This window comes from Clostridium sp. TW13 (assembly GCF_024345225.1).
GTDB classification, from domain to species: domain Bacteria; phylum Bacillota; class Clostridia; order Clostridiales; family Clostridiaceae; genus Inconstantimicrobium; species Inconstantimicrobium mannanitabidum.
Genome location: NZ_BROD01000001.1, coordinates 4,128,674 through 4,145,905, shown reverse-complemented (window position 1 = coordinate 4,145,905; position 17,232 = coordinate 4,128,674). Strand labels below are relative to the sequence as shown.

Here is a 17,232-nt window from a genome sequence, read left to right as displayed (position 1 = left end):
GACATATTTTTGATTAAATCATATACTCTAATTAATGTTTAGTTACTAAACACAGGAGGAGAAAGAAATGTCTATTGAATATACTACTGAACTAATGATAAAAAAATTTGAAAAAGTAATGAATAAATATAACAAATCAGAAAAGAAGCCTAGATATTATGGAACTTCTGATTTATTATATAGAGCTGAAGTTCATACAATTGATGCTATAGGAAAAAATAATGAAATTAATGTTACTGAATTAGCTCAATATTTAGGAATTACTAAAGGTGCTGTTTCACAAATGGTAGATAAATTGATAAAAAAAGATATGGTAATAAAAAATGCAGCTTCTAATACTGAAAATGAAGTTTCTTTAAAACTAACTGAAAGAGGTCTTGCAGTATATAATGGCCATGAAAAATATCATAAAGATTTTTATACTGAAATAAGTAAAACATTGAGTCACCTATCAAATGAAAATATAACTGCTTGTTTTAATATGCTTGATTTATTGGATAACTTTTTAGAAACAAAAAAATAATTTTTTTATCCTTGTGTTTAGTAACTAAACACCTAATTTACTATAAATAATAGGAGGTACTCATCATGAATATGATGATTTTTCACAAAATTTCAGGAATTTTTATTATTCTAGTTGCTTTAGGATTTACTGTTAGCCAAATCGGTATCACCAAAGTATTTAATTACCCTCAAATACTAAGATCTTCTTGTGATTCAATACTAAATAAATATCATGAAGGAGGACATAAATTAAAATTCTTTTGGACTTGCTTTGCATTAAGTTCATTAATGCTAGTTCCATTATCCTCAATATTTTATAAGCTCCTAAATAGAGACAATACACCATACTTAATAATTGGATCTGCCTTTGGCATAGCTTCAGGTATTTTTTATGTTCTAGGGCTTATGAGATGGGTATTCTTAGCTGATACCTTATCAAATAAATATATTAATATAGATGATGATCCTAAGCTAAAGAAAACTATTGAAATAATATTCGAATCATTTCATGTATACTGTGGAAATTCAATAGGAGAATCAATGGGCTTTCTATGCATGGGTATATGGATTAGCATAACTGGGATTGCAATGATAGGCTCTACAATCGTACCATCAATAATTGGTATCGGCTATATTGTGTGTGGTATTGGTATTGCTTCTGGCCCCTTAGAATGGCTAGGTATTAACTATTGCAATAAGATAAATAAGATATCTATGAAACTTTTAATGATATTACTCATCTTTACTGGAATAAAACTCATAATTATTTAATTCAGACTTTATTAATAAAAAGTCTATGCTATACTCATTGCAACACAATAACTATAACATAGACTGCTTATATGTTTATATTCCTTTTTCAACAATTAACTTATATAATTCAGCTTCTTCCTTTGATATTCTCTTCTTTATTTGACTAATTATCTGTCTTGTTTCAGATACAAAAGAATTAAGCTTGCCATTAATCTTGCTCTTGGTATTAAATTCATTTTTATAATTAGTAAAAGTATCCGCAATACTGCCCATTTCATCTATATAGTACTTTGCCATACTTCTTAAACCACTATCTTCTGCATCAACTAGGTTAGGATATAAATATTTATCTTCTGAACTTAAATGAATTTTTAATTTTCCAGCTAGATTGTTTATGTGAAAAACAAATTCATCTAAATTATTTTCATAATCAGATTTATTTACTATTTTATCAATTTGATTTACTTCTTCCATAATATCCTTGTGTTGTCTTAAAAAATTATCAATATTAATCATTTTATACACCCCTATTTTTTATAATAATAGCTTAACATTAAGCAAAAGAATTTCATGTAACTTTAGTTACTAAACTATAACTTTTTTATTAACTGCTATTAATTTCATTTTCCTACTCTCTTTATGAATTAATTATATCCCTATAGAATTTAACTTACTGTGATTTAAATCAAAATCTTATTAAAATTCACCAGATCAAATACAATACAACTTTGTTTCGTAACTTTTCTAAACTTAACCGTTTAATATCGAAATGTAATAAACCAACAAAATATTAACTATTTGTAAACGTTTTATAAAATAGTTTACATATTAAGTCAATAATTTTATAATAAGGTAAAGTTACAAAATATGATTATTAAATAATATTTTTTCAATTGGAGGTAATCTAATGAATTGCACTAAGGTTATATATGATAAATTAAGTGATTATATTGATTATTTTAAAATTATTTGTAATGAATTCAACCCTTTAGGGAAATTATTCAAAACAAGTTCATCTTATTATATTTATGATACTGGTACTAACAAAGTTATGGATTGTAACGAAATAGAGTACTACATACTAGATAGCATTATGAAAAATAATGTTGATACTCTTGTTGAACTCAAAGAAAAATTTAATGAAAACCAATTTTTTCAAGCTCTTGAAAATGTGAAAGCATCAATTGAAAATGAAAATATTTTAAAATCTCAAAAAGAACCTAAATTTTATTCCCCTTCACATTTCGAAAACCTAGATAATATGCTTGATAATAAATTTAGACAAGTTGTTTTAGAACTTACTGAAAAGTGCAATTTAAGATGCAGATATTGCATCTATAATGATGATTACGATGAGAAAAGAAACCACGGTACTAAAAACATGTCAAAAGAAGTTGCTATAGCTGCTATAGATTACGCAAATAGTCATGGGGATTCTGAAAAAGGAATCTCTGTATCATTCTATGGTGGAGAACCTTTAGTAAACTTTGATTTATTAAAATATTGTATTGAATATTCACAAAAAACTATTATAGATAAAAAACTATCATTCTCAATGACAACCAACGGTACATTAATGACCAAAGAAATTGCAGAATTTTTAGCTTCCATAGAGAATTTAAGTGTTGTATGTAGTATAGACGGTCCAAAAGACATCCATGATAGCTACAGGAAATATATCAATGGAAATGGTACTTTCAATGATGCTATTAGGGGGTTGAAATATTTAGTTTTAGCTTTTGGAGAAAAAGCAAAAACCCAATTATCACTTAGTATGGTTTTTACTCCTCCATTTACTTCTGAAAAACTAATTGAAATGCAGGAATTTTTCAACAGCTTAGATTGGTTACCAAAGGAGATTAATAAATTAATAACTTATCCTTCTCCTGGAACCTTACCTAAAGATATAGTGTTGACTGAAGAAGAACAACAAAATAATGCTTTAGGAGATTGGTCAAAAACATTGTACCTAGATACTATTAAAAATAATACAGATATCAACTTTTTCACAAAAAAAATAATTGAAGATTCTTTTGTTATATTGCAAAAAAGACCTATTCTAGATGATCCATCTTTAGGATATCCATTAAATGGATGTTGTATCCCTGGATCACGAAAATTATATATTACTGTAAATGGGGATTTTCTTGTTTGTGAGAGAATCGCTGGTTCTCCAATAATAGGGAATGTATTCACTGGTATTGACAAGGAAAAGATTAAAAATAATCTAGTAGAGGAATATGCTCATAAATCAATAAGCAAATGCGGAAACTGTTGGGCAGCACGTTTGTGTAGTATATGCTATTCTTCTTGTTATACAGATGGTAAATTTGATATAGAAAAGAAATTATCAAATTGTGATGGTGTACGCCAACTTTTATTAGAAAATTTATCTCTTTATCATGAATGTCTAGAAATTAATGAAAAAAAGCTAGAATATTTGAATGATGCAGTAATGATTTAGAGATGTACAAGCTTCACTAACGCTTATGTTAAACATTAACATAAAATTAAATAAAAAGGGAGGAGAAAAATATGAGAGTAATAAAACCAGCTGGAGGAATAACAGTAAATTCTTATGGTGAAAACTGCAGATGTATCTGTTCTTCAGATGCAACTCATAACAGTCCATACATGGGAACTTACTATCATGCAACACCATGTGCATGCCAATGCTCATATGGGACAGCAAATCATGATGCAAATTACGCAATTTCTAGCAACCGTTAATTTGCCAATATACGTATATGGATCTTTGATTTGAAGTATAGGTACAACAAATTTATATCTATATTACTTCAAATAACGCAATCATTTAAAATTTCCTACATTGCTTATTTAGCTTTGTAGGAAATTTGTACATATACTAAATAGACTTCATAAATCAACTTGAAAGGTATGTTGAAAGTGCTAAAAAATAATTATATTTTGATAAAAGTCAACAAAGTAACTGAAATAGCTATAAAGATATGCAGAGCCTTAAAAATTGTATGGAAAAGTTCACCGTTTATATGTATTTTTTCTTTAATTAATACAATATTAAATGGAGTTATGGTCTCAGTGACAACAATAATTTCAAAATACTTTCTTGATAGTATTACAATTGTTTTAACTAATAGTAATACTTATGAAGCAAAAAAGCATGCCTTCTTTTGGTTAATATTAGAGTTCACTGTTGTAATATTTTCATATATTCTAAACAGACTAAATTCATACTTTGCCGATATTCAATCAAAATCATTAAATATATATATATCAGATATTCTTATGAAAAAAACTAATGAACTAGATCTTTCATATTTTGAAAACAGTGAGTTTTACAATAAAATTGAAAAGGCGAGTGCTGAATCCATATCAAGCATACTCTCTGTAACTAATAGTCTTATGCAATTTATTCAAAGCATTGCTACCCTTATAGGTACTGCAGCAATTGTCCTTACATTGAACCCTTTAATATTAATTTTATGCGTACTAACCACAATACCTATGTTTTTTGTAAATATAAAAATTTCTCAAATGAAGTATGATGTATATAATAAAAGAATTGAAGAAGTAAGATTTGCTCATCACTTAAAATTTATTGCTACTAATTGCAACAGTATTAAAGAATTGCGCTTAAATAGATTAGAAGGATATTTTAGAAGTATTATCATATCAATCTTAAGGAAACACTTAAATCAAGATAAGGATGTTGGGAAAAAGCAATTTATACGGTTAGCTATAGTAGATATATTAAGCACAATTATATCGTATTGCTATAAGTTTTATGTTGTTATCCTTACAATAGCAAAGGGCTTAACCATAGGTTCTATGAATATGTACATTCAATCCCTTACCAGCGTTGAAAATTCCATTAGGAGTACCTTAGATAACATGGCATCATTATATTCAAATAACTTATATATGGATAATTTCTTTGATGTAGTTGATTTAAAAGCTCAAATAGCAGATACTGATAATTCAATTGAATTGGATAACAAAGGATTTGCTAGTATTGAATTCAAAAATGTATCTTTTAAGTATCCTAGTTCCAAAACCTACATTCTAAAAAATATAAATCTTACTATAAAGAATAATCAAACTTGTGCTATCGTTGGTCTTAACGGAAGTGGAAAGACTACTTTAACTAAGCTTCTTACAAGGTTATATGACCCTACTGAAGGTGAAATATATATCAACGGAATTGATATAAAAAAGTATACCCTCGATTCATTATATAAAAATATAAGTGTAATTTTTCAAGACTTTATGAAATACCCTTTTTCTATAAAAGATAATATTGGATTTGGAAACCTAGATAAAATCAACGACATTGACCTTATAAAAAAGTGCGCTACGAAGTCAAATTCTTACGAATTTATCGACAAATTAGAGAATAAATTCGATACCCAATTACAAAAAATGTGGTCAAATGGTATTGATTTATCTCTAGGTCAATGGCAAAAATTAGCTATTTCCAGGGCCTTTATGAGTGATTCGTCAATTTTAATTTTGGATGAACCAACTGCCTCCCTAGATGCTGAAGCTGAATATGAAATTTTCAATAACTTTAAAGAATTAATAGGGACTTCAACCAGTGTTCTAATATCTCATAGATTTTCAACTGTAAAAATGGCAGATATAATATATGTCTTAGAAAATGGGCAAATTACTGAGAGTGGTACCCATCCAGATTTAATGCTCAACAACGGGTTATACTCTAGATTATACAAAATGCAAGCTGAAGCATTTACTGACATAGATAAAGCAGTAACTTAACATTAAAATATATTAAAAGGAGAATCTTAATTGCAAGATTCTCCTTTTAATTAACCATTTTTAAACTTTAATAATATGCTTATCCGCCGTGAGACTTTACTTAAAACTTCTATTTTTCCATTATCAAGTTCAACTATTTCCTTACTTATGGCCAAAAGTTGCTTCCATCCGTTATTTAGATTTTCTATTCTTCCCATTACCATAGTTATATAGATTATTAATATAGGAAACTGTAAATATCAATCCACTTACAGTTAATAAAATTGATATTAATATCATCAAAGTTAAATTTATTGGTATTAATCCATCTGATAATGATACAAAAGAATATGGATTATACTGACTTATATAACTAAGCTTCTTCTTAAATCTTCTATAGTTCCTTGATATAATAATTTACCTTTTTTTATTATCCCTACTTCATCTGCTATTAGTTCTATCTCACTTAAGATATGACTCCAAATAATTACTGTTATCCCCTTTCAATTTCATTTACCTTATGCTTTTATTCTAAAGTTACTACCTTAAGTTATTATTCAGAGTACCTTAATTTAACCTTAATCCCAAAAAAATTTTATTTTTGAGTTTACAAATCAATAATCTTTAATCTTTATATTTATGAAAATTAAATTTCAAAGGAGATGTAATAACAATGGAAACTTCAACAATTTTTACTTTAACAAATGAAATTAGTAACTTTATAAATGTTGCTAAACAAGAACTTGCAACAGGCTTTACTGAGCATAACGGAGATAATATGACTAAATATGGTGCATGGTATGGTCTAAATGGGCAACCATGGTGTGCTATGTTTGTGTCATGGTGTGCAAATCAAGCTGGAATATTAGGCACTGTAGTACCTAAATATGCTTATTGCCCTTATGGGGTAAATGCCTATGAAAACTGGGGAAGATACAGAAGAAGAACATCTGGATATGAACCTGAACAAGGAGATGTTATATTTTTTCAACAAGACGGAGTGGCTTGTCACACTGGAATAGTTATTCAATATAATTCTTCTTCAAAAATTGTAACAACCATTGAAGGAAATTCTCGCGATGCAATACGATCTAATACCTATAACTTAACTGATAGTTATATACTTGGATATGGTATCTGGTCAGGTTCTAATACTAATCCTAGTCCTAGTCCAACCCCTGATCCAAATCCAGTCACTTTATTAAGACTTGGAAGCCAAGGAGAAGCTGTACGTAATCTACAAACTATATTAATATCTAAAGGATATAATTGTGGTGCTTCTGGGGCAGATGGAGACTTTGGGCAAGCTACTTACAATGCTGTTATTAGATTTCAAGCTGACCATGGTTTGGAACAAGATGGTATTGTGGGCCCAAAAACTTGGAATGCTTTGAATAACACAACCGCAGGTGGAACCCCTGTATTAAGAAAAGGAAGCACTGGGGCAGATGTTGTGAAATTGCAGAAAGCTCTTATTGCAAGAGGATATAGCTGCGGTGCTTCTGGTGCAGACGGAGACTTTGGGCAAGGTACCTACAACGCTGTTATTAAATTTCAAGCTGACCATGGTTTAGATCAAGATGGTATTGTAGGGCCACAAACTTGGAATGCTTTAAGTAACACATCTGGTGATGGTTCAACCCTATTAAGAAAAGGAGATAGAGGGGATGGTGTAGTTGCTTTGCAAAAAGCCCTTATAGCTAAAGGATATAGTTGTGGTACTTCTGGCGCAGATGGAATCTTTGGTGACGGTACCTACAATGCTGTTATTAGATTTCAAGCAAATAATGGTCTAGATCAAGATGGTATAGTAGGCCCTGCTACATGGAGAGCTTTAAATAACTAAACTTAAGAGAACACTCATCATCGGGTGTTCTCTTTCACTTTAAATTTTATTCTTACATTCAAATTATTCTATAAGTTATTTAACAAATAATCATTTAAATCAGCTTCAAAAAATAATTAATAACATATGAGATTCTATTTACAAGTGTTTAAACTTCTAATAAAAAAATCTCTAAAGCCTTTAATAACCCCTAAATTTTCACTATCATCATCCTCTAAATCATAGTAATATTTCATACTTTTAATCTCTACTGACAATGAATCTAGTGGAAAACCTTCTCTATAAATCTTGTGAGGTTTATCTACAATATAAAACTTTTCAGACCATATATCTTCACCATCATATTTATAAATATTATCTTTATTCATTATTAAGCATATAGAATTCTTATAATAAGCAGTTAGCTTTCCACCATACTTGCCTGCTAAATTACTATAATAGCCAACCATTTCTTTATAGGTCAAATTATTGCCATGAATTCTTTTTATAAGCACTCCAGGTTGATCTTCTTCTTCAACTTCTTCAAAATATAACCCAGAATCACAAGAAAATATAGGTTTCTTTAGCTGCTCATAATACGTCAAAGCTTTTTGAGTTGCATTTGCTAAAGGTTCTTTTCCACTCTCTTCTGCCTCTTGCAATTTTATTTCCAATGATTGAAGACCAGTTAAACAAATATCTAGTCCATCTAACATCTTTATCATGCTCTCTAATTTAGATGGATTATAAGTTCCATATATTAAATTCATAAAATCATATCCTTCTACTTTTCTAATCCAATTTTCTTGTAAATTTCAATTATGCACGGGCTTTTATATTCTAGATAGCTATCAATATCTGTTGGAAACATCTTTGCTGCTTGCAATTTAACTTCACCATACTTATCTACATCCTCTTTGTGAGCTCTCATATAATTACGAAAAGTAAGATGTCTCTTTAACTCCTCAGAATATTTAGGACAAACATACAAATGATGAGTCAGAAACTCAGTCTTTTGCTTTTCATCATATTTAAAAGCTTGTCTGTCTTTTATCCCCAAGTCTCCTTCATAAGAGTATCCTAACCCTTCTAAGCGAGATTTAACATCCTCAAAATTATTATAACTTTCTATAATAACATCTAAATCTATAATAGGTTTAGCAGCTAATCCTTCTATTGAGGTACTTCCTACATGCTCAATACCAAGGATTGTATTCCCAAGTGCTCTTTCTAAATATAATTTTATTTTTTCAAATTCGTTCCTCCAGTTAGAATCATATGGAAGAACAATTACACTTTTTGTTCTCATTTCTACACCTCCAATAAAAATTTAGATTACCTCACAATATCATATATGGTTTTTAATTGCAATAATTATTAAGAACATTAAAATATATGCTCTATTTCAATCTTAGAAATTACAAATTTTTTTACAGCGGTTTGGAGAAGAAAAAAAAGCATGCTAAACTATAGTTAGCATACTTTTCACATCTTGATTTATACTTAAAACTTTAACTTCTTTGAATTCTCCCATAACCATACAAGCATTTTTCTGTTCTCCATTGCCATTTCTTTTGCTTCATCGTGGCCTTCTAAATAGGCAATGAATATCATTTGGATTGAGTATATTATATATGGTATTGCTGCCTTTTCTTCAACACTTAATGGACATATCTTATCATATCCATTAATAATACCTTTAAGAAGCTCTGGCCATTCTTCATACCCATCTACTATCTTGCTGGACTCTGCTAGTATTCCTGTAGCACAATAACATGGATCAAAAATTCGCACATTTCTCTCACTTATATCAAAATCAATAAATCCACTTACCTCCTCTCCATTGAATAAAATATTAGTTGGATTAGGGTCACGATGTATTATCTGCTTAGGAAGTTTATCATATAACTTTGTAAAGTTCGCCTTATATTCTTCAAAAAATTCTTCTGGTAACGGACAATTCCATTGTTCCATTATTCTCTTAGTTGCAGGCATAGCCCAATTGAAAACTGTATCATATAAATTTTCATTCTTCAATATCAAGTCATCATCAACTTCCTTAAGAACACAGTGTAACTTCCCAATTGCTTCTCCATACTTTTGTCCTGTTACCTCTCTATTCTCATATCTTTCTTCTGGAGTTAAATATCTTCCTTTCACACGATGTAACAATGCATAATATCGGTCATCATCTTGTAAAAAGTCTTGTCCATCTTTTGTTTTTATAGGATATGAGACATTAATACCTTTCTTAGATAATAATTCTGCAATTAATATATGAGTACGTAATCCAGCTATATTTACACCTGTAGTAAATACATACTTATCTCCTATATTCCAACCCTTAATATTCCCCATATAAAAATACACCTTATCTACTTTTAACTTTGTATCTACATCCCATTTTGATAAAATTTGTCTTAATTCAGCTTGTGTAAGCATTATTTTTGCCTCCTGTTTTAAATTTATCGGTACTGGCTTTTTAACCTTTGAGGTTCTTACATACTTAGATGGTGAACAACCAAATTCTCTCTTGAAGGCTTTAAAAAAACCTGAATGAGTATCAAATCCATAAGCAAGGGCTGCATCTATCAATTTCTCACCTTTAGAGATATCATAAATAGCATGTTTAACTCTACGCCTTGTTATATATGCAGATAGTGGCATACCTATCACATCCCCAAATATATGCAAGAAGTGATAGGGAGAATACCCTACAAGCCTTGCAAGCTCTTCATAATTTAATTCAGTTTTTAAATTTGCTTCAATATAGTTAACTACTTTTTGGAGAATCTCTATATTATCCATGTAAATCCCTCCTGCACCGTAACTTAATTTTACTGCATTAAGACTATTAGAATATGTCCTGTATTGCGAAATAAGCATCTAACCTTAATTTTTAGCTAAAAATAAATATGTACTACTCAACTCATGTTAAGTAGTACACTCATTTCATCCGATCTTCTTTTTTTCTGAAACAATTCTTTGTATAGTTTTGGGTGATAAATAATACTTTTGTGAAAGACTTTGTATAGATATCCCGATTAAATAATCATCGTATATCTTAGCATTTCTAGCTTGAAGCTCCTGCTTACATTGAGTAAGTTCACCCCATGCCACTCTATTTTCTTCTTTCTTTGGTATATAAATATATTCACCATCAACGTAATTTTGAATTATTTCCAATATATCTTCAGGAAATATCTCCCTTGCATTTGCATAGCTCATTAAATGCTCCTCCTAAATTAAATTTCATTTTAGGATTGAGCAAAGGCTACATTTATCTTAAATTATTATTTAATGCGCAATAGCCTTTGCTATGCACACATAACATATCTTTTCATAAGACTATTATTCCCCCTTCTTAAGACATCTGAAAAATGCCTAAACCACATTATAATCAAATTATATCATAATTAACAATTTATAACTATAGCTTAATTCTTAATTATTGTTAACTAATAAATTTACATTTATTCAATATTCAGCTATTATTAAAATAAGTTTAAGTAGAAATTAAAACAAATTTTTAATTAAAGGGGATTTATTATGGTTTATGAATTCACTGGTTATCTCTTTCAAGAAGGTCAAAGAGCCTTCATTAGTATTCCTTTTAATGTATGGGAAGAGTGTGCACAAAAAGGAAACATCCCTGCCGAAATAACAATAAATGATTTCACTTATGAGTGTAAACTAGTTCCTAAAGGTAATGGAAATTATTTAATTCCCATTTCAAAAGTTAATCTAAAAAGCATTTCTCAAGATGATAATAATGTTAATGTATCTTTAGAAATCATTAATGGGCTAACTAGGATAAATAATAATAGCCCTTATAGTTTAGAAAATCCTATAAGGAAAATAGATACTATAAAATCTATAATCCAACCAAGAAACGGATTATGTGGCCATGCTTGTGTTTCAATGCTCACAGGAATTTCTCTAGACGAAGTGATCTCATTAATGGGTTCTCAATGTTGTTCTATGAGCAAGGTTATAGAGGCTTTAGACTACTATGGAATTAATCACTCAAAGAAAATGTTCTATAATTTAAAGCCTGATAGCATTCTTCCAAAATGCTGTATTATAAATATTAACAATCACTACATACTTTACTTTGATGGAATCTACTATGATCCTGCTGTAGGAACTCTAGAGAAAGTAGATATGAATGAGATAGTTGGTTACTTAGAAATATTAGCACAATAATAACAATAAGTTAGCTTACAAGCGTAGCTAACTTATTGTTAATTTGAAGTTGTTTATGCTCAAACTTTTCATAAAAACTTTATATTGCCTTATCTAACACATTCTTTTCTGATTTTAAAACACGTATCAATAAACCATTTCTTATTTTAGTATTCAAAGAATTTTTATCATCATCAATAATAATTAATCCTTCTTTATGCATACATTTTATTTTACTTCTTGATACTCCAAGCTTATCACCTAAGAGCTTATCCACCCTAATACCTATAGGATATTTACAAATGATTTCTACAACTATTTCATCCTCATTCATGCAGTATGCTTCTATTTGTCTTTCTATCAATTTATAATTAACATTCTCCAAAATAATTTCAGCCTTATTGTTGCTATACATGCTAAGATTAAATGCGTATTGCTTTGCCAATTCCCTATCATTACAAAGAAACCTTTCATACTCATCTTTATTAATCTCATAAGGTTTTATTCTCTCATATATTGTCATGTTGAAAGTTGATTTACACTTTTCACATTGATAAATTAACCAAACATCAATATTATTTTTATTTGCATTAACTCTAAATTTTTCAGAACTGATATATTGTGTTTTCTCATTACACTTGGGACAATTTCTTTTAACTGTCGGTAAACTTTCAGGTATTAACTCCCATTGATATTTCTTCAAATAGCTCATTTTGTGCCTCCTATTAGTCATCTGAAAATAACTAACAAGTCCAAATATACTAACATTAGGACTTATTTATTTTTTAAAAATGCCTTAATTAAACTTTTAGGATTCACACAGGCCATTTCATCATATTCTTATAATAATGCCATAGCCTCTGCTACGCATTCATAAAAGGTCTCATCATAAATAACTCCTCCCATCTTCTCTAATTATAAATTACTTTATAAATGGTGGTCTCATAAATAATTCCTCCAATCTCTTTGATAAATATATTCTATGAAACCTATATGCTATTTAAAACCTCAAACTTGTTTCATAAGTAAAGATGAGATATTTTGATAAACATCTCTCTTTGTTTTATAAATTTGTACTTCATTATTAGCATTTTGTATTGTAAAATAGTATCAATTAACCTTTTATTTTGGAGAAAGTAATATGAAAAATTATATAGAATTTTATGAAAAAGGATCTGTTGAAATTGTATATGGGAAAAGCAGTCATCATTTTCCTCTCCATAGTCATGAAAGCTTTTGCGTAGGTTGCATTCTTAACGGTGAGGCAGAATTCACCATAAACAACTCCAAATGCTTGCTGAAGAAATCCATGGCCTTTATCCTCCCCTCAAATACTGGAATTTCAATAAAAACAGACACTAAATATGATTACGTAACTATATGCTTTAAAAATGAACTAAAAAGACAGGTTGATCATATAAGATTTAATAACTACTTTATCAAAATGGATTCTCAGAATGACATGTTTGCTTTATGCAATATTTTTAAGAAGGATAATGATGAAAGTAAATTTTTAAAATCTATTCTTAAATTAATTAGTAATTCTATTGACCATAATATATCCTCACAAAACAGTGCTTCAAATGACATAATTCCCTTGATTTGTAATTACATCAAAGTAAATGCCTGCGAAAAATTTAATTTGGATTCATTAGCCAAAGAATTTTTTATATCAAAATACCATTTAATTCGCATGTTTAAAAAAGAAATGGGAGTAACTCCATATCAATATTATATTCAAGCAAAAATGAGAATAATAAAGACAGAGATATTCTATGCTCAATCTGAAACTAATCTTGCAATGGATATCAACTTGTCTGATGAAAGTCACTTATGTAAAGTATTCAAAAGACAGATGGGCATATCTATTAAGGATTATAAAAATAACTTAACAAAAAAGTGAGCAATATATTACAATTTCTCTTTTCATCAGTATGCTATTATGTATTCATAATTTAAAACATAGCAAAATGTATTAGTTAGATACATTTTATGAAAGGAGATTTATATGAAAGTTAAAGCAGCATTTATTTTTGTAGCACCAGAGGTTGATTATAAAATTCACAGAACAGTTGTAGATACTCCTGTTGTACAATTAACAGTGGTTGGAGTTAAAAATTATAGTGAAGCGGTAGAGGTTGCAAAAGAGTTAGTTGAGCAAGGCATTAAAGCTTTAGAACTTTGCGCTGGTTTTGGAAATGAGGGTATTGCACTTGTAAGTAAAGCTGTAAAAGGAAAGGCATCAGTTGGTGCTGTGAAATTTGATCATCATCCTGGATTTGATTTTAAGAGCGGTGATGAACTATTTAATAACTAACATTATGAAAAATCAAATCTCATTACTAGTATAAACAAGGACGATTTAGCATCTAAATGCTAAATCGTCCTTATTTATATGATACTGATTAAGTACATTTATGACTTTTTTTCATAATGTATATTAAATATGTTTGAACTGAAAAGGAGTTTGTATTTCATGTCTAAATCAAAAAATACTCGAATAATTGATTTTCCATTAAATTTAGATACTGCTCTTGAAAACCATTCATTAATAAATAAAAAGAATTGCAAGCTTTTAAATACATGCAGTAATAACTATCCAATAGTTATGGTCCATGGACATATGGGTTGGGGAAGTAACGAACTATTCGGTCTTAATTATTGGGGTGGTTTTTTCAGCCTAAAGGACTACTTAAATAGGAACGACTTTACCGTCTTTACTCCAACCATAGGACCAATATCAAGTAACTGGGACAGGGCTTGTGAACTTTTTGCTTACTTAAAAGGTGGAATAGTTGATTATGGAGAAGCACATTCAAAAAAGTATGGCCATGCACGTTATGGAAGAACCTATCCAGGAGTTTATCCTGAGCTAGGAAGTAAATCTGAAAATGGAACAATAAAAAAGATTCATTTAATAGGTCATAGCATGGGTGGACAAACTATTAGAGTTCTGACTCAACTTTTGGAAAAGGGAAATGCTGACGAACTAGAAGTAACCCCTGAAAGTAACATATCTGAACTTTTTAAGGGCAGAAACTCTTGGGTAAGTAGCATAACTACTCTTGCAACACCTCATGATGGAACACCTCTTGCGCGTGAAACTTCTAAATTCATACCATTTATTCAGCAGTTTCTAGCAAGCCTTGGTGCTATAACTGGCGTTACTGATTTAATTTACAATCCTTATTTTGACTACAGCTTGGACCAATGGGGACTTCATAAGGAGCATACAGAATCTTTAAAAGATTATGTTGATAAGGTAATAAGTAGTAACTTATGGAATGAAACAAAAGATTTTAGCCTTTGGGAACTTACTCCTGAAGGAGCAAAAGAATTAAATTCTTGGATCTCTCTCCAAGATAATGTTTACTATTTTTCTTTAGCTTGCCTTAATACACACAAAGATTTATTAACTAAACACCAAATTCATAACATAACCATGCTTCCACAACTTATTCCAACATCTGAATTTATAGGGTCTTTTACTTCCAATAACTCTAATGAAGTTACTATAACTAATGATTGGTGGCCAAATGATGGCTTAGTAAGTGTAATCTCTGCTCAAGGACCTCACCAAGGTTCAAGGGATACAATAATTAACTTTAATAAAATTCCTCAAAAAGGTGCATGGAATTATCTTGGCACAAAGCAACGTACAGATCATTCAGACATAGTTTCGCTATATAAGTTTCATCCAGAACTAAAGCATGAATATCTTAAACTAGCAGAAATGTTAGCCAGTCTGCCAAATTAAAATGTACTAGTTCTCTATTTCATTAAAATCCTTTGAACATCTTTGAAGCAAATATAAAAATTTTCCTAAAAAGTATTGACTATATATATCACTCTGATATAATTAAAACATAGTATATCAGAGTGATATAAATGAGGTGAATATAAATGGCAAAACTAAATAAAACAAAATTTGCTCTTCTCGGAATATTAAACCATATGTCAGGTTCTGGATATGATATTAAAAAATTCTGTGACAATAGCATAGGACATTTCTGGAATGAGAATTACGGACATATATACCCTGTTCTTCAAAGATTGGATGAAGAAGGATTAATAACTAAGCAGGCACAACAAAATGATTCAAAACCAACAAAAAATATATACTCTATCACTGAACAAGGAAAGGAAGAATTAGATAATTGGTTAGTACTTCCGGTAGACAAAGAACCCATTAGATCAGAACTTTTATTGAAAATATTCTTATCAAAAGACATCCCTACCAAAAGTACTATTGAAAAAGTTGAAGAAATCAAAAAAAATTCTGAGGCTACCTTAAACCAATACAAGTCAATACAGGATTTGTTTAATTCAGGCAAGATTAAAGTAGATAAAAAAACTTTAATACTATGGTCAAGCACCATTAATTATGGAAAACAAAGTGAAATAGCAAAAATTAAATGGTGTGAAGATACGTTAAAGCAATTAGAAGAAATTAAAGATTTATAACGGTAATATTTAATATAAAAAATTATTAAGGAGAGAGCAGTATAATGAAAATTTTAGCTATTAATGGCAGTCCAAGAGGAATAAATGGTAACACAGAAGTATTGTTAGAACAATTTCTAATAGGTTGTGAGGAAGCTGGTGCAGAAAAAGAAACAATTTACCTCAATAGAAAACATATAAATCATTGCTCAGGATGTTTTAGTTGTTGGACTAAAACTCCCGGGAAATGCATCCACAAAGATGATATGGAAGATTTACTTCTTAAAGTATCCATGGCAGATATAATTGTCTATGCAACACCACTTTATTATTTCACAGTTACTGGTCTAATGAAAGATTTCATGGATCGTACCCTTCCACTATTCAAAGGAGAAATACTAAAGTGTGATGATAATAAATATGGTCATCCCTCCAGAAATAAAAAGCAATCACCAACAAAAACAGTTTTGATTTCCAATTGCGGTTTCCCAGGAAAATATAATTTTTCAGGTTTATTAGAAACTTTCAACGTAATGACAAATGGTAACTTATCAGGCTCCATACTATTCGGGCAAGGAGGGGCTCTTGGTAATGTAAGACAAGATGCAAATTTAAAAGAACTATTCAAACCATATTTTTCAGCTTTGAGAAGTGCAGGTAAAGAAATAGTTACATCAGGATATATATCAAATGAAACTCAATTAATACTTGATACAAATATTATTGATTCAGAAACTTATATTAAAAATGCAAATAAAAATTGGCATAACTAGGGGGAATTTATT

General features: G+C 29.5%; 18 protein-coding genes. 12 read left to right on the top strand and 6 right to left on the bottom strand.

The genetic code is table 11. The features are described 5' to 3' along the window. The first annotated feature begins 67 nt into the window (after positions 1-67). Entirely contained in the window at positions 68-523 is a 456-nt protein-coding gene (locus tag OCU47_RS19275; RefSeq protein WP_261830191.1) for a MarR family winged helix-turn-helix transcriptional regulator, read from the top strand. Between the two features lie 65 nt (positions 524-588). Further along, positions 589-1,275, top strand: coding sequence for a DUF4386 domain-containing protein (locus OCU47_RS19270; RefSeq protein ID WP_261830190.1), 687 nt, complete (start codon positions 589-591; stop codon positions 1,273-1,275). A 75-nt stretch (positions 1,276-1,350) separates the two neighbouring features. On the opposite strand, the gene OCU47_RS19265 is transcribed toward OCU47_RS19270, so the two are convergent. Further along, on the bottom strand, positions 1,351-1,773 hold the full coding sequence (locus tag OCU47_RS19265; protein ID WP_261830189.1) for a hemerythrin domain-containing protein: 423 nt from the start codon (positions 1,771-1,773) through the stop codon (positions 1,351-1,353). A 391-nt stretch (positions 1,774-2,164) separates the two neighbouring features. On the opposite strand from OCU47_RS19265, the gene OCU47_RS19260 reads away from it, so the two are divergent. The 4 genes from OCU47_RS19260 to OCU47_RS19240 all read left to right on the top strand — a co-directional run bounded on the left by OCU47_RS19260 (position 2,165) and on the right by OCU47_RS19240 (position 7,840). Continuing rightward, a complete protein-coding gene (locus OCU47_RS19260) occupies positions 2,165-3,721 on the top strand; it encodes a radical SAM protein (protein WP_261830188.1) in 1,557 nt (518 codons plus the stop codon). Between the two features lie 71 nt (positions 3,722-3,792). Continuing rightward, the gene (locus OCU47_RS19255; RefSeq protein WP_261830187.1) at positions 3,793-3,987 is read left to right on the top strand and encodes a hypothetical protein; all 195 of its coding nucleotides are present in this window, start codon (positions 3,793-3,795) and stop codon (positions 3,985-3,987) included. Positions 3,988-4,155: 168 nt separating this feature from the next. Beyond that, complete coding sequence (locus OCU47_RS19250) at positions 4,156-6,015, top strand: ABC transporter ATP-binding protein (protein ID WP_376778048.1); 1,860 nt, start codon at positions 4,156-4,158, stop codon at positions 6,013-6,015. A gap of 652 nt (positions 6,016-6,667) precedes the next feature. Continuing rightward, entirely contained in the window at positions 6,668-7,840 is a 1,173-nt protein-coding gene (locus OCU47_RS19240; protein ID WP_261830185.1) for a peptidoglycan-binding protein, read from the top strand. A gap of 134 nt (positions 7,841-7,974) precedes the next feature. Here the strand turns inward: OCU47_RS19240 and OCU47_RS19235 are convergent, their stop codons facing one another. The 4 genes from OCU47_RS19235 to OCU47_RS19220 all read right to left on the bottom strand — a co-directional run bounded on the left by OCU47_RS19235 (position 7,975) and on the right by OCU47_RS19220 (position 11,047). After that, positions 7,975-8,589, bottom strand: coding sequence for a non-canonical purine NTP pyrophosphatase (locus OCU47_RS19235; protein ID WP_261830184.1), 615 nt, complete (start codon positions 8,587-8,589; stop codon positions 7,975-7,977). A gap of 14 nt (positions 8,590-8,603) precedes the next feature. After that, positions 8,604-9,128 (bottom strand): GrpB family protein, encoded by a 525-nt coding sequence (locus OCU47_RS19230; RefSeq protein WP_261830183.1) that lies wholly within the window; start codon positions 9,126-9,128, stop codon positions 8,604-8,606. A 194-nt stretch (positions 9,129-9,322) separates the two neighbouring features. Next, positions 9,323-10,627, bottom strand: coding sequence for a helix-turn-helix domain-containing protein (locus tag OCU47_RS19225; protein WP_261830182.1), 1,305 nt, complete (start codon positions 10,625-10,627; stop codon positions 9,323-9,325). A 144-nt stretch (positions 10,628-10,771) separates the two neighbouring features. Next, positions 10,772-11,047: a CD3324 family protein gene (locus tag OCU47_RS19220; protein ID WP_261830181.1), complete on the bottom strand. Its 276-nt coding sequence runs from the start codon at positions 11,045-11,047 to the stop codon at positions 10,772-10,774. Between the two features lie 321 nt (positions 11,048-11,368). Here OCU47_RS19220 and OCU47_RS19215 point away from each other — a divergent pair, with 321 nt between their 5' ends. Further along, positions 11,369-12,025, top strand: a complete 657-nt coding sequence (locus tag OCU47_RS19215) for a DUF1905 domain-containing protein (RefSeq protein ID WP_261830180.1) — start codon at positions 11,369-11,371, stop codon at positions 12,023-12,025. A gap of 79 nt (positions 12,026-12,104) precedes the next feature. On the opposite strand, the gene OCU47_RS19210 is transcribed toward OCU47_RS19215, so the two are convergent. Next, positions 12,105-12,716, bottom strand: coding sequence for a DUF1062 domain-containing protein (locus tag OCU47_RS19210; protein WP_261830179.1), 612 nt, complete (start codon positions 12,714-12,716; stop codon positions 12,105-12,107). A 429-nt stretch (positions 12,717-13,145) separates the two neighbouring features. On the opposite strand from OCU47_RS19210, the gene OCU47_RS19205 reads away from it, so the two are divergent. The 5 genes from OCU47_RS19205 to OCU47_RS19185 all read left to right on the top strand — a co-directional run bounded on the left by OCU47_RS19205 (position 13,146) and on the right by OCU47_RS19185 (position 17,220). Then, positions 13,146-13,907: an AraC family transcriptional regulator gene (locus tag OCU47_RS19205; RefSeq protein WP_261830178.1), complete on the top strand. Its 762-nt coding sequence runs from the start codon at positions 13,146-13,148 to the stop codon at positions 13,905-13,907. 105 nt (positions 13,908-14,012) lie between these two features. After that, positions 14,013-14,321, top strand: coding sequence for a DUF6506 family protein (locus tag OCU47_RS19200; RefSeq protein WP_261830177.1), 309 nt, complete (start codon positions 14,013-14,015; stop codon positions 14,319-14,321). A 159-nt stretch (positions 14,322-14,480) separates the two neighbouring features. Then, on the top strand, positions 14,481-15,761 hold the full coding sequence (locus OCU47_RS19195; RefSeq protein WP_261830176.1) for an esterase/lipase family protein: 1,281 nt from the start codon (positions 14,481-14,483) through the stop codon (positions 15,759-15,761). A 146-nt stretch (positions 15,762-15,907) separates the two neighbouring features. Continuing rightward, entirely contained in the window at positions 15,908-16,468 is a 561-nt protein-coding gene (locus tag OCU47_RS19190) for a PadR family transcriptional regulator (protein WP_261830175.1), read from the top strand. A gap of 44 nt (positions 16,469-16,512) precedes the next feature. Then, positions 16,513-17,220, top strand: a complete 708-nt coding sequence (locus tag OCU47_RS19185; RefSeq protein WP_261830174.1) for a flavodoxin family protein — start codon at positions 16,513-16,515, stop codon at positions 17,218-17,220. Positions 17,221-17,232 lie beyond the last annotated feature (12 nt).

Coding starts and splice junctions, on each gene's coding strand:
- OCU47_RS19270 (WP_261830190.1), top strand. CDS start 589: ATGAATATGATGATTTTTCACAAAATTTCAGGAATTTTTATTATTCTA.
- OCU47_RS19195 (WP_261830176.1), top strand. CDS start 14,481: ATGTCTAAATCAAAAAATACTCGAATAATTGATTTTCCATTAAATTTA.
- OCU47_RS19185 (WP_261830174.1), top strand. CDS start 16,513: ATGAAAATTTTAGCTATTAATGGCAGTCCAAGAGGAATAAATGGTAAC.
- OCU47_RS19210 (WP_261830179.1), bottom strand. CDS start 12,716: ATGAGCTATTTGAAGAAATATCAATGGGAGTTAATACCTGAAAGTTTA.
- OCU47_RS19240 (WP_261830185.1), top strand. CDS start 6,668: ATGGAAACTTCAACAATTTTTACTTTAACAAATGAAATTAGTAACTTT.
- OCU47_RS19190 (WP_261830175.1), top strand. CDS start 15,908: ATGGCAAAACTAAATAAAACAAAATTTGCTCTTCTCGGAATATTAAAC.
- OCU47_RS19255 (WP_261830187.1), top strand. CDS start 3,793: ATGAGAGTAATAAAACCAGCTGGAGGAATAACAGTAAATTCTTATGGT.
- OCU47_RS19250 (WP_376778048.1), top strand. CDS start 4,156: ATGTTGAAAGTGCTAAAAAATAATTATATTTTGATAAAAGTCAACAAA.
- OCU47_RS19200 (WP_261830177.1), top strand. CDS start 14,013: ATGAAAGTTAAAGCAGCATTTATTTTTGTAGCACCAGAGGTTGATTAT.
- OCU47_RS19220 (WP_261830181.1), bottom strand. CDS start 11,047: ATGAGCTATGCAAATGCAAGGGAGATATTTCCTGAAGATATATTGGAA.
- OCU47_RS19265 (WP_261830189.1), bottom strand. CDS start 1,773: ATGATTAATATTGATAATTTTTTAAGACAACACAAGGATATTATGGAA.
- OCU47_RS19230 (WP_261830183.1), bottom strand. CDS start 9,128: ATGAGAACAAAAAGTGTAATTGTTCTTCCATATGATTCTAACTGGAGG.
- OCU47_RS19215 (WP_261830180.1), top strand. CDS start 11,369: ATGGTTTATGAATTCACTGGTTATCTCTTTCAAGAAGGTCAAAGAGCC.
- OCU47_RS19275 (WP_261830191.1), top strand. CDS start 68: ATGTCTATTGAATATACTACTGAACTAATGATAAAAAAATTTGAAAAA.
- OCU47_RS19205 (WP_261830178.1), top strand. CDS start 13,146: ATGAAAAATTATATAGAATTTTATGAAAAAGGATCTGTTGAAATTGTA.
- OCU47_RS19225 (WP_261830182.1), bottom strand. CDS start 10,627: ATGGATAATATAGAGATTCTCCAAAAAGTAGTTAACTATATTGAAGCA.
- OCU47_RS19260 (WP_261830188.1), top strand. CDS start 2,165: ATGAATTGCACTAAGGTTATATATGATAAATTAAGTGATTATATTGAT.
- OCU47_RS19235 (WP_261830184.1), bottom strand. CDS start 8,589: ATGAATTTAATATATGGAACTTATAATCCATCTAAATTAGAGAGCATG.